We start from the raw sequence: 19145 nt of genomic DNA on the forward strand, positions 1-19145 counted from the left end.
GCTGGCGATGTCAGGACCCTAAGACTGGACCGCGATGTCTGAAATGACGTATAAACGTCAAATCAAGACATGGCGAGGAGCGAGCCGATGCGGCAGGTCGGATTCATTCTCGAGGACGGCTTTCAGGTCATGGGACTGGCCGCGCTCTCGGCCTTCGAGTTCGCCAACGTGCATCTCGGCCGGGAGGCCTACCGCCTGGTCGTGATGTCGGAGCGGGGCGGCACCGTCCGCTCCTCGCTGAACATCGGCATCGAGACCGTGCCGCTGGCGGAGGCCCCCGACACGCTGATGGTGGTGGGCGAGCTGCTGCCCCGGCCGCTCTCACCGCGGCTGCGCGATTACATCGTCGCGGCCGGCCGGGTCTCGCGCCGCGTGGCGGGCCTCTGCACCGGCACATTCGCGCTCGCCGAGGCCGGGCTGCTCGACGGCCGGGTGGCGACCACCCACTGGGCCCATGCCCGCGACCTGCAGGAGCGCTTTCCCCTGATCCGCGTGGACGACGACCGCATCTTCGTGGCCGACGGCAATGTCTGGACCTCGGCCGGGATGAGCGCGGCGATCGATCTGACGCTGGCGCTGATCGAGGACGACCACGGCGCGGAGCTGTCACGGGCCATCGCCCGCAAGCTCGTGGTCTATCATCGCCGCCCCGGCGGCCAGTCGCAGTTCTCGGCGCTGCTCGAACTAGAGCCGCGCTCCGACCGGATCCGCCGCGCGATCGTCTACGCCAAGGAACACCTGAACAGGCCCCTGACCGTCGAGGAATTGGCGGAAGCCGCGAGCGTCAGCCCGCGCCAGTTCAGCCGGCTGTTTCGCGAGGAAACGGGCCAATCCCCGGCGAAGGCCGTGGAGCGGCTGCGGCTCGAAGCGGCCAAGGCCATGCTCGAAGAGGGGCGCCACGCGCTCGATGTCGTCGCGCGCGACACCGGCTTCACCGACCGCGACCGCATGCGACGCGCTTTCCTGCGCGCCTTCGGCCACCCGCCACAGAGCCTGCGCCGCAGTCTGCGTCTGATGGAGGGCAAGGAGGCGGCGGCGGGATGACGGGCAATCCCGATGCCCGCCCTTGAGCGGCCGCCGGGCGCTCGACACGCGACGATAGCCCTATAGACGGGCATCACGCTCTTCGACCTAGCACTGCCTGGGCAGTTCAAGGTGCCCAGGTAGCGCTAAACCCAGAAAGCCATGGCATTTGTGCTGAACGATACCATTCCGACCGCTGCGATAAGGGCGCAATAGAACATGTTTCACTCCTCGACCTGACCGTGCAACCACACAGAAGCATTTGGCTATAAAGTGGTTCTGAGAGGATCTATGCATTTGTTCGCAAAAAGATGTGCTGCAGCACACGCTAAGGCATTGAATTTATAGCGCCATCGCGTCAAGTTCGCGGTTAATTTTCTATAAATAAATTTGATAAAACTTTATTTTGACGGGCGATCATGTTGTCGATTTGGTGCGGACGCATTCGGGCGGGTTCGCCTATTTTTGAGGCGCAGAATTTTTCCAAGTACTGACGGCTTGAGTGATATCGCGCACGTCTATCCTGGCTCGGAGGCGTCTATTGTGCCTGCGTCGGATCTCAATTCGAGATTTGAATGGATCATTGCCGAAAGAGATCGGGAAAGGGCTTCTAGTCATGTCTGCATGTTCTATAAATCTGAACGACTCGCAGCTGGACCATGTCGTGGGTGGGTGGTCCTTTTTCCCTCATCCGGATATACAGGTCATTAGGTGGGATGGTAGTAAGCTCAAGTTGATGGACATCAAAAAATACAAAGACGGAAAATACGTGTCGGACAAGGAAGCTCTTGAAAAAGCAAGAAAAAGCGGATTATGACCAAAGTCATCGCCGTTGCCGTGCTCTATGGGCTGTTATAAACCGGCTGTGAGTTGGAGCGGCCTGTGTGAGCATGATGCAGGCGAAAGCGACGAGGTGCAGATCTGCCCGAGTGCTGGCGTAGGCTCGTAATCTTTGACGAGCCTACGGAAGCGGGTGGCCCATGCAAAGGAGCGCTCGCCCGCTCATCGGCGCGGGAGCAAGACGAAGCCGCGTTTGGCCTCGGGCAACTTCACCACCTCCAGTTTGATGCCCTGCGCGCGGGCCGCCGCGGCCGGACGGCAGACGTCTGGCTGGCCAGGGATTGGCCTGCTTCAATCGGTGCCGAACCGCTTGCGGTATAAAAGGTTTTGCGCGTTGAACCTGACGACGCAGTGTGTTTCAGGGGAAATCAGGGCTCGCTGTCCGTCGCCGTTTCGAACCCCCAATGTCCATCGCGGAGGGCGGGGGCCGTTCGCCGCAAATTCAGCGCGCTGCGCGACAGGTTGATCGGCGTCCGCAGGCCCGGCTGCCCCTTGGGATCGATCCGCAGGCCTCGTGCCGCCACCTGCGGATCGGCTAGCGCCTCCGCCACGGTGTTGATCGGTCCGGCCGGAACCCCCGCCTGTTCCAGAGCCGTGATCAGCTCCCCCTTTCGCCAAGTCCGGGTTCGGCCCGCGATAAGCTCGGCCAGGGCGACGCGGTGGGCGACGCGGGTCTCGTTGGTGGCGTAGCGTGGATCCGTCGCGATCTCGGGGCGATCGAGCAAGGTGCAGAGTGCCGTGAACTGGCGATCGTTGCCGCAGGCGATGATGAGATGACCATCGCGTGCCGGGAACACCTGATAAGGCACGATGTTGGGATGGGCGTTTCCCATGCGTCGCGGCACGGTGCCGTCGACGAGGTGGTTCATCGCCTGGTTGGCCAGGACCGCCACCCCCACATCGAGGAGCGACAGGTCGACATGCTGACCGAGGCCGGAACGCTGCCGCTCAGCGAGGGCCGCCTGGATGCCGATGACGCCGTAGAGCCCCGTGAAGATGTCGATCCAGGCGACCCCGACCTTCTGCGGCTCGCCGCCGGGCTCGCCGGTCAGATCCATGATGCCGCACAGGCCCTGGATCATGAAATCGTAGCCCGGCTGCTTCGCCCGCGGCCCGTTCTGCCCGAACCCCGTGACGGAACAATAGACCAGGCGGGGATGAGCCTTCGACAGGCTCTCGAAATCGAGGCCGAACTTCCTGAGGCCTCCGACCTTGAAGTTCTCGACGACGACATCGGCCTCGGCGATCAGGCCCTTCAGCCGGGCAAGATCGGCCGGATCGTGGAAATCGCAGGTGACCGAGCGCTTGCCCCTGTTGGCCGCCAGGAAATAGGCGGCGGTCCGCTCGGTGCCGCCTTTCCCGTCCGGGCGCTCGACGAAGGGCGGGCCCCAGGTCCGGGTATCGTCCCCCTCCGGGCTTTCCACCTTGATGACCTCGGCGCCGAGATCGGCCAGCGTCTGGCCGATCCAGGGGCCCGCCAGGATGCGGGCCAGTTCCACCACCTTCAGCCCCACGAGGGGGGCCTCCCCCTGAAAGGGCATCATCAGAAGGCCTGGAGACCGGTCTGAGCGCGGCCGAGAATGAGGGCATGGATGTCATGCGTGCCCTCGTAGGTATTCACCGTCTCCAGGTTCTGGGCATGGCGCATGACGTGATATTCGATCTGGATGCCGTTGCCGCCATGCATGTCGCGGGCGGTGCGTGCGATCTCCAGCGCCTTGCCGCAATTGTTGCGCTTGATCAGCGAGATCATCTCCGGCTCGAAACGATCCTCGTTCATCAGTTCCCCGACCCGCAGGGAGGCCTGAAGACCGAGGGCGATCTCCGTCTGCATGTCGGCGAGCTTCTTCTGGAACAGCTGCGTCTGGGCGAGCGGGCGCCCGAACTGCCGGCGGTCGAGACCGTATTGCCGGGCGCGGTGCCAGCAATCCTCCGCCGCCCCCATCACGCCCCAGGCAATGCCGTACCGGGCCCGGTTGAGGCAGCCGAACGGTCCCCGTAGGCCCGACACGTTCGGCAGGAGCGCCCCTTCGCCGACCTCGACGCCGTCCAGCACGATCTCCCCCGTGACCGAGGCGCGCAGGGACAGCTTCCCGCCGATCTTCGGGGCCGACAGCCCCTTCATGCCTTTCTCCAGCACGAAGCCGCGGATCTTGCCGCCATGGGCCTCGGATTTGGCCCAGACGATGAAGACATCGGCGATCGGTGCGTTGGAAATCCAGGTCTTGGCGCCGCGCAGGCGGTAGCCGCCCGCGATCTTCTCGGCCCGGGTCGTCATGGAGCCGGGATCCGAGCCCGCATCCGGCTCGGTCAGGCCGAAGCAGCCGATCAATTCGCCCGACACGAGGCCGGGCAGATAGGTCCGGCGCTGCTCGTCAGACCCGTAGGCGAAGATCGGATGGATGACGAGCGAGGATTGAACGCTCATCATGGAACGGTAGCCGGAATCGACCCGCTCGACCTCGCGGGCGACGAGACCGTAGGCGATGTAGGAGGCGTTGGCCGCGCCGTATTCCTCCGGCAGGGTGACGCCGAGAAGGCCCGCCTGCCCCATCAGGCGGAACAGGCCGGGCTCGGTCCGCTCCTCGAGATAGGCTTCCTGCACACGGGGAGCGAGTTCGGCGGCGGCGAAGGCGGCGGCGGTGTCGCGGATCATCCGCTCTTCCTCGCTGAGCCGATCCTCCAGCAGGAAGGGATCGGCCCAGGCGAAGGCGCCGGTCCTGGGCGCGGCCGAAGCAGCGTCACGTACGATATCGCTCATGGCAGCGTCCCTGTCCTCCGCGGGAGATGGCGTGCCGGTTTTTTATTGCTGGATCGGCGTGCTCGCCAACGGTATTACGCTCTAAGTTTATGCATAAAATGCATCGATGATCGCATGCGTCCGCGTCGCTTCCTCCCTTCCGTCAGCCAACTCTCCGCCTTCGAATCCGTGCTGCGCACCGGATCGACGGCGGCGGCGGCCCGTGACATGAACCTGGCGCAGGGAACGGTCAGCCGGCTGGTCCAGTCCCTGGAAGGCCAGCTCGGGCGCGCGCTGTTCGTGCGCCGGAATCAGCGGCTCGTGGCGACGCCCGCCGCCCTCGCCTATGGCCGCGAGGTCACCCGCGCCCTCGACATTCTGCAGCGCGCGAGCGTCGATCTGGCTTCCAACCCGGATGGAGGCGCCCTGTCCCTGGCCATCCTGCCCGCCTTCGGCACGCGCTGGCTCTCACCCCGGCTCAGCCGTTTCCTGGTCAAGCATCCGGGCGTCAGCATCCATCTCGGGACGCGCCTCAAGCGATTCGACTTCGATGCGGAAGCTTTCGACGCGGCGATCCACTTCGGCCACGACGACTGGCCGGAGACCGAGCGGATGGAATTGTTCAAGGAGGGGCTGACCGCCTGCGTCGCGCCGGACCTCCTGGCCCGCACGCCGATCCAATGCCTTGAAGACATGAAGAAGCTGCCGCTCCTGCGGATCGAAACCCGCCCGACCGCGTGGCGGACATGGTTCGAGGCGCAGGGGGCGCCGCCACCGGCGATCACCGGCATGCTGTTCGACCAATTCGCTCCCATGACCCAGGCAGCGATCTACGGTCTGGGTGTCGCGCTCCTGCCGCACTACCTGGCGGAGGCGGAAATCGCCGAGGGCCGGCTGGTGCCGCTGTTTCGCCAAGCGGTCCCGGGCTCCGGATCGTATTGGCTGGTCTGGCCTCGGTCGCGGCCTCCCTCCCCTGCCCTCATCGCCCTGTTGGAATGGCTGCGCTCGGAAATCGGCGGGCAGACCTGACCAGGCCCCGAACCGCCGTTCCGACGTTGCCGGCACGATGCCGCGTGTTCGAGCGCCTTACGGCACCCCGGCCGCAGCCCCATCGGCCCGCGGCGTGGCGACGGCATCGTCGGCGTCACGCCGGGCGGCAACCGAACCGGCAGACCCCGGCGTCAGGCGCCGTCGCAGGCGGCGGGGCGGCGGAAGATGAAGCAGGCCGGCCAGCAGACCCTGGGGCGCGAGCACCACGGTCGCCACGAACAGGAGCCCGAGCGCGAGCAGCCAGTAATCGGCAAGGGTCGCCGACATGACGTTCTCGGCCGAGCGCACCAGGAGGGCGCCGAGGAAGGCCGCCATCAGGACCGCGCGTCCCCCGACCGCCACCCAGATCAGCACCTCGGTGGACAAGGCGAACCCGACGAGGCTCGGCGACACGAAGTTGAACTGGACGGCGAAGAGCGCGCCCGCCAGCCCCGCGATCCCGCCGGAGACGGTGAAGACGAAGATCTTGTGGCTGCGGACATTGTAGCCGAGATGGGCGGTGCGGTTCTCGTCGTTGCGGATCGCCGCGAGCACCGTGCCGAGGGGCGAGCGGGTGATGGCGAGGCCGAGGAGATAGGCCGCGAGCGCCGCCGCCAGCGTGGCGTAGGCGGTGCCGATGCCCGACAGCGTGTCGCCCTCGAAGGGGAAGGCCAGGGGCGGCACGCCGAACAGGCCGTTGAAGCCGCCGATGAAGTCCCAGCGCCGTGCCGCCGTCTCGGCGACCACCGCCGCGCAGAGGGTGACGATGCCGAGTTGCGCTCCCGCCAAAGCGCGCCCGCGGAAGAGCAGCCAGCCGATCAGTGCCGCGGCCGCCGCCGGCAGGGCGAGGGCGAGGGCGAGGCCGGTCCATTGGCTGGTGCCGAGGGCCGGGAGCTTGCCGAGGGTGACCAGGGCCATGCTGTAGGCGCCGATCCCGAAGAAGATGGCCTGCCCGAAGCACAGGATGCCGGCCGTGCCCCAGAGAAGGCCGAGGCTGAGGGCGAAGATGCCGTAGGTGACGTATTGGGCCAGCAGGCTGGCGTTCCAGTCGCCGAGCATCGGCGGCAGGATCGCGAGCATTGCCCAGCACAGGAGCGTCAGGAGGGTTCCACGAGCCACGCGCATCAGCGCCGACCTCCCGTCAGACCTTGAGGAAAGAAGCGGATCACCACGATGGCGAGCAGGAAGACCAGGATCTGCGCATCGGCCTGATCGAGCCGGGCCGAGAGCAATGTGGTCGTGCCGCCGATCACGCCCGAGCCGAGGGCGGCGCCGACCAGCGAGTTCACGCCGCCGACGAGGACGGCCAGGAAGGAGGGCACGAGGAAGCCCATCCCCATCTGCGGATCGACGCTCATGATCGGGGACATCACGGCCCCGGCGAAGCCGGCCAGGGCCGCGCCGGTGGCGAAGGTCGCCCAGTCCATGCGGCGGGTGTTGACGCCGAGCGAGGCGGCCATGGCCCGGTTGGCGATGACGCCGCGCGCCTGGAGGCCGAGGGAGGTGCGGAAGAACAGCCAGTAGGTGGCGAGGGCCAGGCCCAGACCCATGGCCATGATGAAGAGGCGGTAGGCCGGATAGGCGACGCCGATGAGGTCGATCGTGCCGGGGATCGGATTGGGCACGCTCTGCGAACCGGGGCCGAACAGGATGATCACCCCCTGCTTCAGGGCCAGCGAGAGGCCCCATGTGGCTAGGATCGTATCGATGAAGCGGCGGTAGATGTGACGCACGACCAGCCATTCGATCGCGAAGCCGAGCAGGGCGAGGAGGCAGGGGGCGAGCACCAGGCCGAGCCAGAACGAGCCGCCGGCCCGCGTGATCGCCACCACCGCGTAGGCGCCGATCAGGAAGAACTCGCCATGCGCCATGTTGATGACGTTCATCATGCCGAAGATGACCACGAGACCGAGCGTCACCAGCAGCAGGGTCAGCGTGAACGAGAGCGTGTCGATCGAGAGCGCGATCACGGTGGCCATGGGCGCCTCAGATCGAAAGAAAGCGATGGACGAGGTCGGGATTGGAGCGCAGCTCGCCCACCCCGGCTTGCTCCGGCGCGATCCGGCCGTTCTCCATGAACAGGATCCGGCTCGCGAGCTGCTCCACGAAGTCGAGATTCTGCTCGACGATCAGCACGGTCAGCTTCCTCTCGCGGGCGATCCGACCCAGGGTGACCGCGATCTCGTCGACGATCGAGGGCTGGATCCCTTCCGAGGGCTCGTCGAGGAGCAGGAGCCGCGGCTGGCCCACCAGCGCCCGCATGATGGCGAGCTGCTGCTGCTGCCCGCCCGAGAGCGTGCCGGCGCGCTGGGCGCGGCGCTCGCCGAGGATGGGGAAGATCTCGAAGGCCTCGGCCGGAACGCTCCGGGGCAGACCCGGCTTGCCGAGGGCCCCCAGCATCAGGTTTTCCTCGACTGTGAACTGCGCAAACACTTCCCGGCCCTGCGGCACGTAGCCGATGCCCGCCCGGGCGAACTGGAAGGTCGGTTGGCCGCCGAGGCTGCGCCCTCCGAGCCGGATCGTGCCGGCCTGGAGCGGCAGCTGCCCGCACAGGGCGCGCATCAGCGTCGTCTTGCCCATGCCGTTGCGGCCGAGCAGGGCGACGATCTCGCCCTCCTTCAGCTCCAGCGCGACGCCGTCCAAGATGCGCCCGCCGGACGGATAGCCGGCCGCCAGGCCCTCGACATGCAGCATCATCGGACGCGTCCAAGGTAAGACTGGATGACCGCCGGGTCGCGACTAACCTCGTCATAGTTGCCGCGGGCGATCACCTTGCCGCGGACCATGACCACGATCGGGCATCCGAGGGCGCGGACGAAGCCCATGTCGTGCTCGATCAGGAGCACCGCCCGGCCGTGCTTGTTCTGAAGCTCGATCACGAGATCGCAGACCGCCTGCGTCTCCACGGTGGACATGCCGGCCGTGGGCTCGTCGAGCAGAAGGATCCGCGAGCCCCGCGCCAGCAGCATCGCGATCTCCAGGCGCTGGCGCTCGCCATGCGAGATGGTCGCGACCGCCTGCTCCGCCTTGGCGGCGAGGCCGCAGAGGTCGAGCAGCTCGTCCCGGCGCGTCCGGCTCACCGCCCCGCCGCCGAGCCGCCGCAGGAGCGCGAGGGGGCCGTTTCCGGCCCCGCCCGCCATGAGCGGAACCTCGAGATTCTCGGCCACGGTCAGTTCGGGATAGATGCCGGGCACCTGGAATTTGCGCCCGACCCCCTTGCGCGAGATCTCGTGCGGGGCGAGCCCGCCCACCTCCGCGCCGTCGACCCGGATGGTTCCCCCGTCCGGCGTGAGGGCGCCGGTGATGAGGTTGAACAGGGTGGTCTTGCCACAACCGTTCGGGCCCAGGATGCAAGCCATGGCGCCGCGACCGAGCTGAAGATCCAGCCCATCGAGGACGGTCAGCCCGCCGAAGCGCTTGGAGACGCCCGTCAGTTCGAGGGCGGGCGGGAGGCCAGGCTCGCTCATGGCTCTTCTCCGCAGCCGCGCCGCCTCAACCGCACTGGCTCGGGGCTTCGATCCGGCCGAGATCCTTGACGACCTTGAGCTTGCCGGCCTGGGCCTGGACGATCAGGACGTTGAGATCGGCATGCCGGTCGGAGGCGCGCATCACTACCTCGCCGTTGCCGGACATCAGGGGATGGCCGACCATCGCCTGGGCCACGGCCTGCTTGTCGACCGTGCCGGCCCGCTTCACGCCCTCGATGAAGAAGCGCGTCAGCGTGTAGTGGGCATCGACGGTGTTGGAGACGACGGTCGACGCGCCGTAGCGCGCCCGCACCTTGGCGACGAAGGCCTGCGCCTCGGGCTTGTCGAGCGTCTGGACGAAGTTGGACGGGGCGACGATGCCTTCGGATTCCTCGGCCGACAGGCCGGCCATATAATTCTCGCCGAAGCCGAAGAAGATCATCCGGATCCGCTTGTTGAGCCCGGCGGCCGTGAACTGCTTGACGAAGGTGATCGCGTCCGCCCCGACGATGGAGACCACCACGACCTCGGCTCCCGAGCTCTCGATCTTGCGCAGCGTCGCCGAATAGTCCTTCGCGCCCCACGGCGTGTATTCCTCGCCGAGGACGCGGCCGCCGGCCTTCTCGGCCTGCGTGCGGAAGGCGGCGTTCATCTTCTGCGGCCAGACATAGTCGGACCCGATGAGATAGAATGCCTTGCCGAGATTGGAGAGGGCGTAGGGAATCAGCGGGTTCACCCAATGCGCCGGCAGGGCGCTGTAGCAGAAGACCCGCGGATCGCAGACGCCGCCCTCGTAGTCGGTGGCGTAGAGCAGAAGCGACTGGAAACGACGGACGGTCGGCAGGATCGCGTCCCTGTTGGCGCTCGTCACCGGGCCGACGATCGCGGCGACCTCGTTCCGGCGAATCAGTTCGAGCGTCCGCTCCACGGCCGTTTTCGGATCGGTCCGGTCGTCGGCTCGGACGATCTCGAAGGGACGGCCGCCGAGCACGCCCCCGGCCTCGTTGGCCTCCAGCAATGCCAGCTCGGTCCCCTGCGCGCCCTGCGTGCCCAGAACCTCGAGACCGCCTGAGAAGGGCTGAAGGATGCCGACCCGAATCGGCTCGGCCGCGCGGGCCAGATAGGGCCGCCCGAGGCTGACGGCGAGGGCGCCGGCACTGCCGAGGATGAGGCCGCGGCGGGATATGGGCCGATGCGCGGAAGAGAGAATGCTCATTGTCCGTCCCCCTGTGCCTGAAGACGCGCGAGGCGGACGGCTCGGCCGCTGTTTGCGGCCATTCCCACCGATGCCCAGCGACGCCTGTTCGATCGTCGCTCCCGCAATCCGGCTCGAAGCGACCTCCGAAACCTAAAGCGGCACACCAAAATTTGTTGGTGCTCGCATGAGATTATGAGTGGTCTAACAACCTGTCAATCGACTTGACCGGGTCTCCAAGACATGACCCGGCGCTCTTCGCCGGCAAGGATTTGATGGCGCCCCTTCGGCGATCCCTGCTTGACAGCAACCCGATGACAGATTTTGTTTGTGTACCAACGAAAGGGTCATGGAAGGCAGTGGGATGGCAACGCCAAGCGTTCGCAAGTTCGTGACGATCGTGGACGAGGTCTTCCACGAGAACGGTCCGCCCGCGTCGACGCCCCAGCGCCGCGGCGCGATCCTGGCGGTCATCGAGAATCCGTTCGCAGGCCGTTACGTGGAGGAGATCCAGCCCTTCATGACGGATCTGGAGCCCCTCGGCCTCGAGATGGCGCGGCGGCTGATCGAGGCCCTCGGCGGGGCGCCCGAAACCGTGGAGGCTTATGGCAAGGGGGCCATCGCCGGGACCGCCGGCGAGCTCGAACACGCCGCCCTCTGGCACGCGCCGGGGGGCTACGGCATGCGGGAGGCCCTCGGCGGCGCCAAGGCCATCGTCCCCTCCGCGAAGAAGGTGGGCGCACCGGGAACGCGCATCGACATCCCGATCGCGCACAAGGACGCCTCCTACGTCCGCAGCCATTTCGACGCCATGGAGGTCGGCATCAACGATGCGCCCCGGGCGAACGAGCTGGTGGTCGTGCTGGCCATGACGACGGGCGCCCGCGTCCATAGCCGCTCCGGCGGTCTGGAGGCCTCCGCCATCGAGGGCAAGGACGGCCTGCGATGAGCAAGGATATCCGCCGTATCGTCACGATCGTCGAAGAGACGCTGCAGGAAGGCGGGCGGCCCGTTGCCTCCCCCATCCGGCGCTGCGCCGCGGTGGCGGTGATTCGCAACCCGCATGCCGGCCGCTTCGTCGAGGATCTGTCCGATCTCACCGCCATGGGCACGGCGCTCGGCCGGATCCTGCCCGAGCGGGCTCTGTCGGCGCTGAAGCTGCCCGGCGCGGCCGTGCAGAGCTTCGGGAAGGCCGCGCTCGTCGGCGCCGAGGGCGAGCTGGAGCATGCCGCCGCCCTGCTGCATCCGACGCTCGGCACGCCGTTTCGGGAGGTGCTCGGCAAGGGAGCGGCCCTGATCCCCTCCTCGAAGAAGCGGGGACGGCCCGGTGCCGCCTTCGACATCCCCCTCGGCCACAAGGACGCGGCCAAGGTGCGCAGCCATTTCGACGGCATGGAGGTCCTCGTGCCGGATGCGCCGCGGGAGGACGAGATCGCGGTCGCCATCGCCATCACGGATGGCGGCCGTCCGCATCCGCGCGTCGGCGGCCTTCGGCTGGAGGCGATCAAGGGCGAGGACGGCTTGGTCTGAGCCGGGCCGATCCTGATCGAATCGGGCCGGAGGTCCGGACAGAAAGTGAAACCCATGGCCTATCCGAACACCGGACTGCAGATCGGGGGCACCTGGATCGCGGCGGAAGCCCGCGCGGCGCTCCCGGTCGTCAACCCGGCCACCGGCGCGGTGATCGGGGCGGTCGCCAAGGCCACCGCCGACGATCTCGACCGGGCGCTGGCCGCGGCCAAGCGCGGCTTCGCGGCCTGGCGGGCCGTCTCCGCCCTCGAACGCGGGCTGATCCTGCGCCGGGCCGCCGAGCTGCTGCGCGCGCGCGTCGAGACGATCGCCCGGCTGATGACCCTGGAACAGGGCAAGCCCCTGCGCGAGGCGCGGGTCGAGACCTTGGCCGCCGCCGACACCCTGGACTGGTTCGCCGAGGAGGGCCGGCGCGCCTATGGCCGGGTGATCCCGGCGCGGGCCGAGGGCGTGATGCAGACGGTGATCCGCGAGCCTGTCGGGCCGGTCGCCGCCTTCACGCCCTGGAACTTCCCGCTCAACCAGGCGGTGCGCAAGGTCGCCGCCGCCCTCTGCGTCGGCTGCAGCGTGATCCTGAAAGGGGCGGAGGATACGCCGGCGAGCTGCGCCGCGCTGGTGCAGGCGCTGCTCGATGCCGGCGTGCCGGGCGAGGCGCTCGGCCTGCTCTACGGCGATCCGCCCTCGATCTCGGCCTACCTGATTGCGGCGCCGGAGATCGCCAAGATCTCCTTCACCGGCTCGACCGCGGTCGGGAAGCTGCTCGCGACGCTGGCCGGCACCCACATGAAGCGGGTGACGATGGAGCTCGGCGGGCACGCTCCGGCGATCGTCTGCGCCGATGCCGATCTCGAACGGGCGGTCGAGATCCTGGCCGCCAACAAGTTCCGCAATGCCGGCCAGGTCTGCGTCGCGCCGACGCGCTTCCTCGTCGAGCGGCCGGTCTACGAGGACTTCGTCGAGCGCTTCGCCGCGCGGGCGGCGGCGATCACGGTCGGCGACGGCCTCGCCGAGGCCACGCAGATGGGGCCGCTGATCCACGAGCGCCGCCGCCGCGCCGTGGAGGAGCTGATCGCCGAGGCCGAGGCCGCCGGCGGCCGGATCGTGACCGGGGGCCGCCGCCCGCACAACCGGGGCTTCTTCCTGGCCCCGACGGTGCTCACCGACGTGCCGGTGAGCGCCCGCATCCTGAACGAGGAGCCGTTCGGCCCGGTCGCGACGGTGGCGGCCTTCTCGGATCTGGACGAGGCGCTGGCCGAGGCGAACCGTCTGCCGTTCGGGCTGGCGGCCTATGCCTATACCCGGTCGAGCCGGACGGCGTCGCGGCTGGGGTCCGGCCTCGCCTGCGGCATGCTCGGCATCAACCATCACGGCCTGGGCCTGCCCGAGACGCCGTTCGGCGGGGTGGGCGATTCCGGCTACGGCAGCGAGGGCGGACCGGAGGCCCTGGAAGGCTACCTCGCGACGAAGTTCATCACGATGGCAGCGTAGGGCCGTTCGCTCTCGGTCCCTATATTGCCTACGACTTCGGAAGCTTCGCGATCTCGGCCTGGTACGACCAGCATATCAGGACGCGGAATGCGGCGGCCGCCAACATCGCCTGGCTGAGGGTTTCGGTGCCTCTCGGCAATCCCTTCACCGCGGAGCCTCAGGCTCCGCCGGTGACCCTGCCGGACCGAAAGGTTCCGTAGCAGACTTCATCCGCCTGGAGCATTTTCCGTGATCCGATGATCATGGGAAATGCTCCAGGCGCCCGCCGGCCCCGGCCGTCTCGCAGAGACGGGACGGCCGCAGCGGTTTGGGACAGCGATCCTTGACTTCTGGCCGATTCAGTTTGTATGTGTACGAACAATCTCAAGCCGCGCGGGGGAGTCTGCCTTGGTCGAGATGCGAGATGCCGAGCCGCTGTCGGACCAGGCCGGCTCCTCCTCGGATGTGTTCTCCGCCAACCGGTTGCGGGAGACCGTCCGCCTCGATGCGGCCCGGACGGCGGTGGTCGTGATCGACATGGTCAACGACTTCTGCAAGCCGGGCGGCGCGATGGTCCTGCCGGGATACGAGCGCCTCGTCGGCCCTCAACGCGCGATCATCGAAGCGGCCCGCTCCGTCGGTGCGCCGGTGGTCTGGGTGCACGATTCCCATCGCCGGAACCTGCGTCGGGACCGTGAGTGGCTGAAGCGCACGCCGCATTGCGTCGAGGGCACCTGGGGCGTCGAGGTCATCACGGATCTGAACGCCCGCGACGACGAGATCCATGTCGTCAAGCATCGCTATTCGGCCTTCTTCAACACCGACCTCGATGTGACGATGAAGGACATGCTCGTGGACCAGCTGGTCGTGATGGGCGTGGTCACCAATATCTGCGTGCGCTCGACCGTCCATGACGGCTTCTTCCTCGGCTACGAGATCGTCGTGCCCGAGGATGCCTGCGCGGCCACCGGCCCGCGCGAGCAGGCAAGTTCCCTCTACGACATCGCGACCCATTTCGGCGTGGTGAGCGACGCTGCCAGCGTCGCGCACGCCCTGGTGAACGGAGCCGAGATCAGCAACCGCGCCGATCTCGGAGCCTGACATGCGCCCCGATCACGCAGCGCACGACGCGTTGGCGAACGATCCGCGCTCCCAGGGGGCGGGCGAGCCTACCCGGCGCGAGGAGGCCTTGGCGGTCTTCGCGAAGGTCGGCTACGACTTGGAGCGCCATCCCGCGCATGTGATCCGCCGCGTCCATCAGCGGGCGACATCCTGCTTCCAGCAGGTCATGGCGGGGGAGACGCTGTCCCCGACGCAGTTCGCGGCGCTCGCCACGATCCTGAAGCACGGGGAAATCTCCCAGAACCATCTCGGCCGGCTGACGGCGATGGACCCGTCGACCACCAGCCTCGTGGTGCGCAAGCTCGTCAAGGACGGGCTGATCTCGCGCAGCACCTCCAAGGCAGATCAGCGGCTCACGATCATCCGGCTGACCGACGAGGGGCTGCGATACACCGCCAACCGCCTGGAGCGCAGCCTGGAGGTCGGCCGGCGGCTGCTCAGCCCCCTGAAGCCGAGCGAGCAGAAAGTCTTCCTCGCGTTGCTCGAACGCATCGCGAACGACGAGACCCCGCTTTGAGCGCGCGCCGAAACGCCACCCCCTTCGGCGGAGAGCGCGCCATCGCGTCCCGCCCCTCTCGATGATCTGAAGGACGAGTCATGGCTGCGCCCAGCGCGGAAATCCGGCAACAGGGCCAGATTGCGATCCGCAATATCGGCCTGCTTCTCAGCGGCGACATCTCCCGGCCGATCCTCGACGCCGATACGATCCTGATCGAGGACGGGCTCATCAAGGCGGTCGGCCGGGCCGATGCGATCGATCTCGCCGCCGCCCATACCGTGACCGATGCCTGCGGTGCGGTCGTCACGCCGGGCCTCATCGACAACCACGTCCATACGACGGCAGGCGACTGGACGCCGCGCCAGAACCAGCTCGGCTGGATCGAGGCGAGCATGCATGGCGGCGTCACCACCATGATTTCGGCGGGTGAGGCGCATTATCCCGGTCGGCCGCGCGATCGCGTGGGCATCAAGGCGCTGGCGATCGCCGCCCAGCGCAGCTACGTCAACTTCCGTCCCGGCGGCGTGAAGGTCATCGCCGGCGCGCCGGTGCTCGAGCCGGGCTTCACGGAGGCGGATTTCCGCGAGTTGGCCGAGGCGGGAGTCTCGCTCATCGGCGAAATCGGCCTCGGCGGCATCAATGACGGCCCCCGGGGACGGCAGATGATCGCCTGGGCCCGCGCCCACGGCATGACCTCCATGACCCATACCGGCGGCCCGTCCATTCCCGGCTCCAGCCGGATCGGGGCCGACACGGTGATCGAGGTGGATGCCGACATCGCGGCCCACATCAATGGCGGGCCGACGGCGCTGCCCTTCGAGGAGCTCGACCGCATCGTCGACGAGAGCGATCAGGCGCTCGAGATCGTCCATAACGGCAATCTGCGGGCCGGTCTCCATGTGCTCGAGCGGGCGGCGCGGCGCGGTGCGCTCGACCGCATCCTCCTGGGCACGGACGGCCCGGCGGGTTCGGGTGCGCAGCCCCTCGGCATCCTTCGGATGATCGTGATGTTGGCCTCGCTGAGCGAGATTCCCGTGGAGACGGTCTTCTGCTTCGCGACGGGCAATGTCGCCCGTGTGCGCAAGCTGTCCGACCGCGGCGTGATCGAGCCCGGCCGTGCCGCCGACCTGATCGTCATGGATCGCGCCGCGGGCGGCGCCGGGACGACGTTCCGGGAAAGCCTCGCGCTTGGAAACATCCCGGGCATCAGCATGGTGCTGATCGATGGCGTGACGCGAACCACGCGAAGCCGCAACACCCCCCCGGCCGACAGAGTGCCGTCGACCACAATGCCCCTCGGGCCTGTCGTCGCCTGAATCGTTTGGCCGCCCACGCGTGTTGCCCCTCCGAGGCGGGAGGGACGATGCTGAGCGACACGGTCTGCGTTGGCTCGCCCATTCGTCTGGCGGCCGGTGATAGGCATCGCCCATGCTGATCACCTTCTCGGCCTATCCGGTGATGGCCTGGCCCGGGCGATCTTCGGCGGCTTCGCGCCGGCGGTGTACACCGACCTCATTCACGAGACCGGAAACCGGGCGATGCCGGGCCTGCGGCTCGCTTGCCCCGCCTTGTTCTCTATCACCGGGACACTGACGCTGTTCCGGAACACGAGCCTGTTCCGCAGGCCCTCGCCACCGACCTCCGCCGCGATCTGAGCGGCGGCTCCCACGTCGTTCCCCTCCGGGCGGCGCGGCCTGCCTCGGCGTGCTCCCGCGCTGAGCCATGCCGCACGTCCGTGTTTCGGCCGCTTCCGGCAACTAATTGCTCGCTGGCGTGACGCCCGCCGGGTCTAATCCGTCTGCCCTCTGGCACCCGTGGAGGACGGACCCATGCAATTGCCCGATTCACCGCCTTTCGATCCCGACGCGGTTCCGACCGACGCGGTGCTCTCCCGCGGTGGGCGCGATCTGCGCCTGGTCTGGGGCAACGGCGAGGAGGCCGTGCTCCCGGCGGAGACCCTGCGCCTGCGCTGCCGCTGCGCCTGGTGCACCCGCGACCGGATCGAGGGGCGCTTCCCCGCGGCCTTCGACGCGGTGGCCGTCACCAAGCTCGATCCGCTCGGCGGCTACGCCGTGCATATCGGTTTCTCCGACGGGCATGCCCGCGGGATCTTTCCCTGGATCTACCTGCGCGATCTCAGCCGCGCGGCCTGAGCGCCCCCTCCCCGTCCCTGCCGATTTCCGCGCGCGGCCCCGGCCTGCGCCCGACCAGCGAGTGCCCGTCATGCGCGTCAGCAGCCCCGAGACCGAGATCATCGAGACCGACCTGCTGGTCATCGGCGGCGGCACCGGCGGTCCGATGGCCGCGATCAAGGCCAAGGAAGCCGATCCGAAGCTCCGCGTCGTCCTGATGGAGAAGGCGAACGTGAAGCGCTCGGGCGCGATCAGCATGGGCATGGACGGGCTGAACAACGCCGTCGTGCCGGGCTACGCGACGCCGGAGCAATACGTGAAGGAGATCACGGTCGCCAATGACGGCATCGTGAACCAGAAGGCGGTGATGGCCTACGCCCAGGGCTCCTTCCCGATGATCCAGTACCTCGACAAGCTCGGGGTGAAATTCGAGAAGGACGGCTCCGGCGAATACAATATGCGCAAGGTCCACCATATGGGGACCTACGTGCTGCCGATGCCGGAAGGGCACAACGTCAAGAAGGTGCTCTACCGGCAATTGCGCCGCCTCCAGGTCGGCGTCACCAACCGCTACATGGCGACCCGCCTGCTCAAGGGGCCGGACGGGCGCATCGCCGGCGCGGTCGGCGTCAACACCCGCACCTCCGCGTTCCTGGTGGTGAAGGCCAAGGCCGTGGTGCTCGCCTGCGGCGCCGCCGGGCGGCTCGGCCTGCCGGCCTCCGGCTACCTGTTCGGCACCTACGAGAACGCGGCCAATTGCGGCGACGGCTACGCGATGGCCTACCACGCGGGCGCGCAGCTCGCGAACCTCGAATGCTACCAGATCAACCCCTTGATCAAGGACTATAACGGCCCCTCCTGCGCCTACGTCACCGGTCCTTTCGGCGGATACACGGCCAACAACAAGGGCGAGCGCTTCATCGAGTGCGACTACTGGTCGGGTCAGATGATGCTCGAGTTCTGGCGCGAGCTGCAGGGCGGCAACGGCCCGGTCTTCCTCAAGATGGACCACCTGCGCGAGGAGACGATCTCGGAGATCGAGACCATCCTGCATACCAACGAGCGGCCCTCGCGCGGGCGCTTCCACGCGCGGCGGGGCACCGATTACCGGCATCGCCCGGTGGAGATGCACATCTCCGAGATCGGCTTCTGCTCCGGCCACTCCGCCTCGGGCGTCTTCGTCGACGAGAACGCCCGCACCACGGTGCCCGGCCTCTACGCCGTCGGCGACATGGCGAGCGTGCCGCACAACTACATGCTCGGCGCCTTCGTGAACGGCGGCATCGCCGGCGCGGACGCCGCCGCCTATTGCGCGGCGACAAGCCTCGCCGATTACGACGAGGGCGCCCTCCTCGCCGAGCAGGCGCGCGTGCTCGCCCCGACGCGCCGGGAGGACGGCCTCACCCCGCACGAGATGGAGTTCAAGACCCGCCGCCTCGTGAACGATTACCTGGAGCCGCCCAAGGTCACGGCCAAGATGGAGCTCGGCCAGCGCCGCTTCGCGGAGATCCGCGACGACCTCGACCTGCTCTGCGCCCGCGACCCCCACGAGCTGCACCGGGCGCTGGAGATGCAGTCGATCCTCGACTGCGCCGACATGGCGGCGGCGGCCTCGCTCTACCGCACCGAGAGCCGCTGGGGCTTCTACCACCTGCGCACGGATTTTCCCGAAACCGACAACGCCAACTGGAACTGCCACACCGTCCTCTTCAAGGACGATACGGGCCGCATGGCGAGCGCCAAGCGCGCCGTCGATCCCTTCATCGTGCCCGTCGCCGAGGCGGAGATGAGCGCCTACCACCAGCTCCGCATCAAGACGCCGGTCGCCGCGGAATAAGTCGCTAGCTTATCCGGAGATTTCCATGCCGATCATCACTCAGGCCAAGAGTGCCGCAGTCGTCATCGACGACGACAAGTGCATCGCCGAGAAGGGCTGCCGCGTCTGCGTCGATGTCTGCCCGCTCGACATCCTCGCCATCGATGAGGACAAGCAGAAGGCCTACATGAAGTACGACGAGTGCTGGTACTGCATGCCCTGCGAGGTCGACTGCCCGACGAACGCGGTGAAGGTCAACATTCCCTACCTGCTGCGTTGAGGTCG

19 protein-coding genes and 1 pseudogene are annotated in these 19145 nt (G+C 67.7%); 12 read left to right on the forward strand and 8 right to left on the reverse strand.

Going from position 1 to position 19145, the window contains the following annotated elements:
- Positions 1-87 precede the first annotated feature (87 nt).
- Entirely contained in the window at positions 88-1044 is a 957-nt protein-coding gene (locus MFF21_RS12435; RefSeq protein WP_238311431.1) for a GlxA family transcriptional regulator, read from the forward strand.
- A gap of 802 nt (positions 1045-1846) precedes the next feature.
- Here MFF21_RS12435 and MFF21_RS12440 read toward each other — a convergent pair.
- From MFF21_RS12440 to MFF21_RS12450, 3 genes and pseudogenes are all read right to left on the reverse strand, one after another.
- Positions 1847-2121, reverse strand: a pseudogene (locus tag MFF21_RS12440) (hypothetical protein); the annotation flags it as partial.
- Positions 2122-2231: 110 nt separating this feature from the next.
- Positions 2232-3404 carry a CaiB/BaiF CoA transferase family protein gene (locus MFF21_RS12445; RefSeq protein WP_238311496.1) on the reverse strand — a complete coding sequence of 391 codons (1173 nt, stop codon included), beginning with the start codon at positions 3402-3404 and terminating at the stop codon, positions 2232-2234.
- Positions 3405-3406: 2 nt separating this feature from the next.
- Positions 3407-4624 (reverse strand): acyl-CoA dehydrogenase, encoded by a 1218-nt coding sequence (locus MFF21_RS12450; RefSeq protein ID WP_238311432.1) that lies wholly within the window; start codon positions 4622-4624, stop codon positions 3407-3409.
- 114 nt (positions 4625-4738) lie between these two features.
- Between MFF21_RS12450 and MFF21_RS12455 the strand changes: the two genes are divergently transcribed.
- Positions 4739-5632 carry a LysR family transcriptional regulator gene (locus MFF21_RS12455; protein WP_238311497.1) on the forward strand — a complete coding sequence of 298 codons (894 nt, stop codon included), beginning with the start codon at positions 4739-4741 and terminating at the stop codon, positions 5630-5632.
- A gap of 57 nt (positions 5633-5689) precedes the next feature.
- On the opposite strand, the gene MFF21_RS12460 is transcribed toward MFF21_RS12455, so the two are convergent.
- The 5 genes from MFF21_RS12460 to MFF21_RS12480 are packed head-to-tail and all read right to left on the reverse strand — an operon-like array spanning position 5690 to position 10315.
- Positions 5690-6757: a branched-chain amino acid ABC transporter permease gene (locus MFF21_RS12460; protein WP_238311433.1), complete on the reverse strand. Its 1068-nt coding sequence runs from the start codon at positions 6755-6757 to the stop codon at positions 5690-5692.
- The gene (locus tag MFF21_RS12465) at positions 6757-7611 is read right to left on the reverse strand and encodes a branched-chain amino acid ABC transporter permease (RefSeq protein ID WP_238311434.1); all 855 of its coding nucleotides are present in this window, start codon (positions 7609-7611) and stop codon (positions 6757-6759) included. The genes MFF21_RS12460 and MFF21_RS12465 overlap by 1 nt, the downstream gene beginning before the upstream one ends.
- A gap of 7 nt (positions 7612-7618) precedes the next feature.
- Entirely contained in the window at positions 7619-8329 is a 711-nt protein-coding gene (locus MFF21_RS12470) for an ABC transporter ATP-binding protein (RefSeq protein ID WP_238311435.1), read from the reverse strand.
- Positions 8326-9099 (reverse strand): ABC transporter ATP-binding protein, encoded by a 774-nt coding sequence (locus MFF21_RS12475; protein WP_238311436.1) that lies wholly within the window; start codon positions 9097-9099, stop codon positions 8326-8328. Before MFF21_RS12475 ends, MFF21_RS12470 begins: the two co-directional genes overlap by 4 nt.
- Positions 9100-9124: 25 nt before the next feature.
- Positions 9125-10315, reverse strand: a complete 1191-nt coding sequence (locus MFF21_RS12480; RefSeq protein WP_238311437.1) for a substrate-binding protein — start codon at positions 10313-10315, stop codon at positions 9125-9127.
- Between the two features lie 343 nt (positions 10316-10658).
- Here MFF21_RS12480 and MFF21_RS12485 point away from each other — a divergent pair, with 343 nt between their 5' ends.
- From MFF21_RS12485 to MFF21_RS12530, 10 genes are all read left to right on the forward strand, one after another.
- Positions 10659-11243 (forward strand): amino acid synthesis family protein, encoded by a 585-nt coding sequence (locus MFF21_RS12485; RefSeq protein WP_238311438.1) that lies wholly within the window; start codon positions 10659-10661, stop codon positions 11241-11243.
- Complete coding sequence (locus tag MFF21_RS12490; RefSeq protein WP_238311439.1) at positions 11240-11824, forward strand: amino acid synthesis family protein; 585 nt, start codon at positions 11240-11242, stop codon at positions 11822-11824. The genes MFF21_RS12485 and MFF21_RS12490 overlap by 4 nt, the downstream gene beginning before the upstream one ends.
- Positions 11825-11878: 54 nt before the next feature.
- Positions 11879-13312 carry an NAD-dependent succinate-semialdehyde dehydrogenase gene (locus tag MFF21_RS12495; RefSeq protein WP_238311440.1) on the forward strand — a complete coding sequence of 478 codons (1434 nt, stop codon included), beginning with the start codon at positions 11879-11881 and terminating at the stop codon, positions 13310-13312.
- A 396-nt stretch (positions 13313-13708) separates the two neighbouring features.
- Positions 13709-14392: a cysteine hydrolase family protein gene (locus MFF21_RS12500; protein WP_238311498.1), complete on the forward strand. Its 684-nt coding sequence runs from the start codon at positions 13709-13711 to the stop codon at positions 14390-14392.
- Position 14393: 1 nt separating this feature from the next.
- Positions 14394-14930, forward strand: a complete 537-nt coding sequence (locus tag MFF21_RS12505) for a MarR family winged helix-turn-helix transcriptional regulator (RefSeq protein WP_238311441.1) — start codon at positions 14394-14396, stop codon at positions 14928-14930.
- Between the two features lie 80 nt (positions 14931-15010).
- On the forward strand, positions 15011-16228 hold the full coding sequence (locus tag MFF21_RS12510; RefSeq protein ID WP_238311442.1) for an amidohydrolase family protein: 1218 nt from the start codon (positions 15011-15013) through the stop codon (positions 16226-16228).
- Between the two features lie 96 nt (positions 16229-16324).
- A complete protein-coding gene (locus MFF21_RS12515; protein ID WP_238311443.1) occupies positions 16325-16567 on the forward strand; it encodes a hypothetical protein in 243 nt (80 codons plus the stop codon).
- A 174-nt stretch (positions 16568-16741) separates the two neighbouring features.
- Positions 16742-17065: a DUF971 domain-containing protein gene (locus MFF21_RS12520; RefSeq protein WP_238311444.1), complete on the forward strand. Its 324-nt coding sequence runs from the start codon at positions 16742-16744 to the stop codon at positions 17063-17065.
- A gap of 70 nt (positions 17066-17135) precedes the next feature.
- A complete protein-coding gene (locus tag MFF21_RS12525) occupies positions 17136-18881 on the forward strand; it encodes a fumarate reductase/succinate dehydrogenase flavoprotein subunit (RefSeq protein ID WP_238311445.1) in 1746 nt (581 codons plus the stop codon).
- A gap of 25 nt (positions 18882-18906) precedes the next feature.
- The gene (locus tag MFF21_RS12530) at positions 18907-19140 is read left to right on the forward strand and encodes a 4Fe-4S dicluster domain-containing protein (protein WP_238311446.1); all 234 of its coding nucleotides are present in this window, start codon (positions 18907-18909) and stop codon (positions 19138-19140) included.
- Positions 19141-19145 lie beyond the last annotated feature (5 nt).

Source organism: Methylobacterium organophilum (assembly GCF_022179465.1).
Lineage (GTDB): Bacteria > Pseudomonadota > Alphaproteobacteria > Rhizobiales > Beijerinckiaceae > Methylobacterium > Methylobacterium organophilum.

Bases quoted from the DNA above. Each gene is read 5' to 3' on its own strand.
- MFF21_RS12475 (WP_238311436.1), bottom strand. From the start codon at position 9,099: ATGAGCGAGCCTGGCCTCCCGCCCGCCCTCGAACTGACGGGCGTCTCC.
- MFF21_RS12460 (WP_238311433.1), bottom strand. From the start codon at position 6,757: ATGCGCGTGGCTCGTGGAACCCTCCTGACGCTCCTGTGCTGGGCAATG.
- MFF21_RS12510 (WP_238311442.1), top strand. From the start codon at position 15,011: ATGGCTGCGCCCAGCGCGGAAATCCGGCAACAGGGCCAGATTGCGATC.
- MFF21_RS12445 (WP_238311496.1), bottom strand. From the start codon at position 3,404: ATGCCCTTTCAGGGGGAGGCCCCCCTCGTGGGGCTGAAGGTGGTGGAA.
- MFF21_RS12465 (WP_238311434.1), bottom strand. From the start codon at position 7,611: ATGGCCACCGTGATCGCGCTCTCGATCGACACGCTCTCGTTCACGCTG.
- MFF21_RS12495 (WP_238311440.1), top strand. From the start codon at position 11,879: ATGGCCTATCCGAACACCGGACTGCAGATCGGGGGCACCTGGATCGCG.
- MFF21_RS12505 (WP_238311441.1), top strand. From the start codon at position 14,394: ATGCGCCCCGATCACGCAGCGCACGACGCGTTGGCGAACGATCCGCGC.
- MFF21_RS12500 (WP_238311498.1), top strand. From the start codon at position 13,709: ATGCGAGATGCCGAGCCGCTGTCGGACCAGGCCGGCTCCTCCTCGGAT.
- MFF21_RS12530 (WP_238311446.1), top strand. From the start codon at position 18,907: ATGCCGATCATCACTCAGGCCAAGAGTGCCGCAGTCGTCATCGACGAC.
- MFF21_RS12490 (WP_238311439.1), top strand. From the start codon at position 11,240: ATGAGCAAGGATATCCGCCGTATCGTCACGATCGTCGAAGAGACGCTG.
- MFF21_RS12480 (WP_238311437.1), bottom strand. From the start codon at position 10,315: ATGAGCATTCTCTCTTCCGCGCATCGGCCCATATCCCGCCGCGGCCTC.
- MFF21_RS12455 (WP_238311497.1), top strand. From the start codon at position 4,739: ATGCGTCCGCGTCGCTTCCTCCCTTCCGTCAGCCAACTCTCCGCCTTC.
- MFF21_RS12520 (WP_238311444.1), top strand. From the start codon at position 16,742: ATGCAATTGCCCGATTCACCGCCTTTCGATCCCGACGCGGTTCCGACC.
- MFF21_RS12435 (WP_238311431.1), top strand. From the start codon at position 88: ATGCGGCAGGTCGGATTCATTCTCGAGGACGGCTTTCAGGTCATGGGA.
- MFF21_RS12525 (WP_238311445.1), top strand. From the start codon at position 17,136: ATGCGCGTCAGCAGCCCCGAGACCGAGATCATCGAGACCGACCTGCTG.
- MFF21_RS12485 (WP_238311438.1), top strand. From the start codon at position 10,659: ATGGCAACGCCAAGCGTTCGCAAGTTCGTGACGATCGTGGACGAGGTC.
- MFF21_RS12470 (WP_238311435.1), bottom strand. From the start codon at position 8,329: ATGATGCTGCATGTCGAGGGCCTGGCGGCCGGCTATCCGTCCGGCGGG.
- MFF21_RS12450 (WP_238311432.1), bottom strand. From the start codon at position 4,624: ATGAGCGATATCGTACGTGACGCTGCTTCGGCCGCGCCCAGGACCGGC.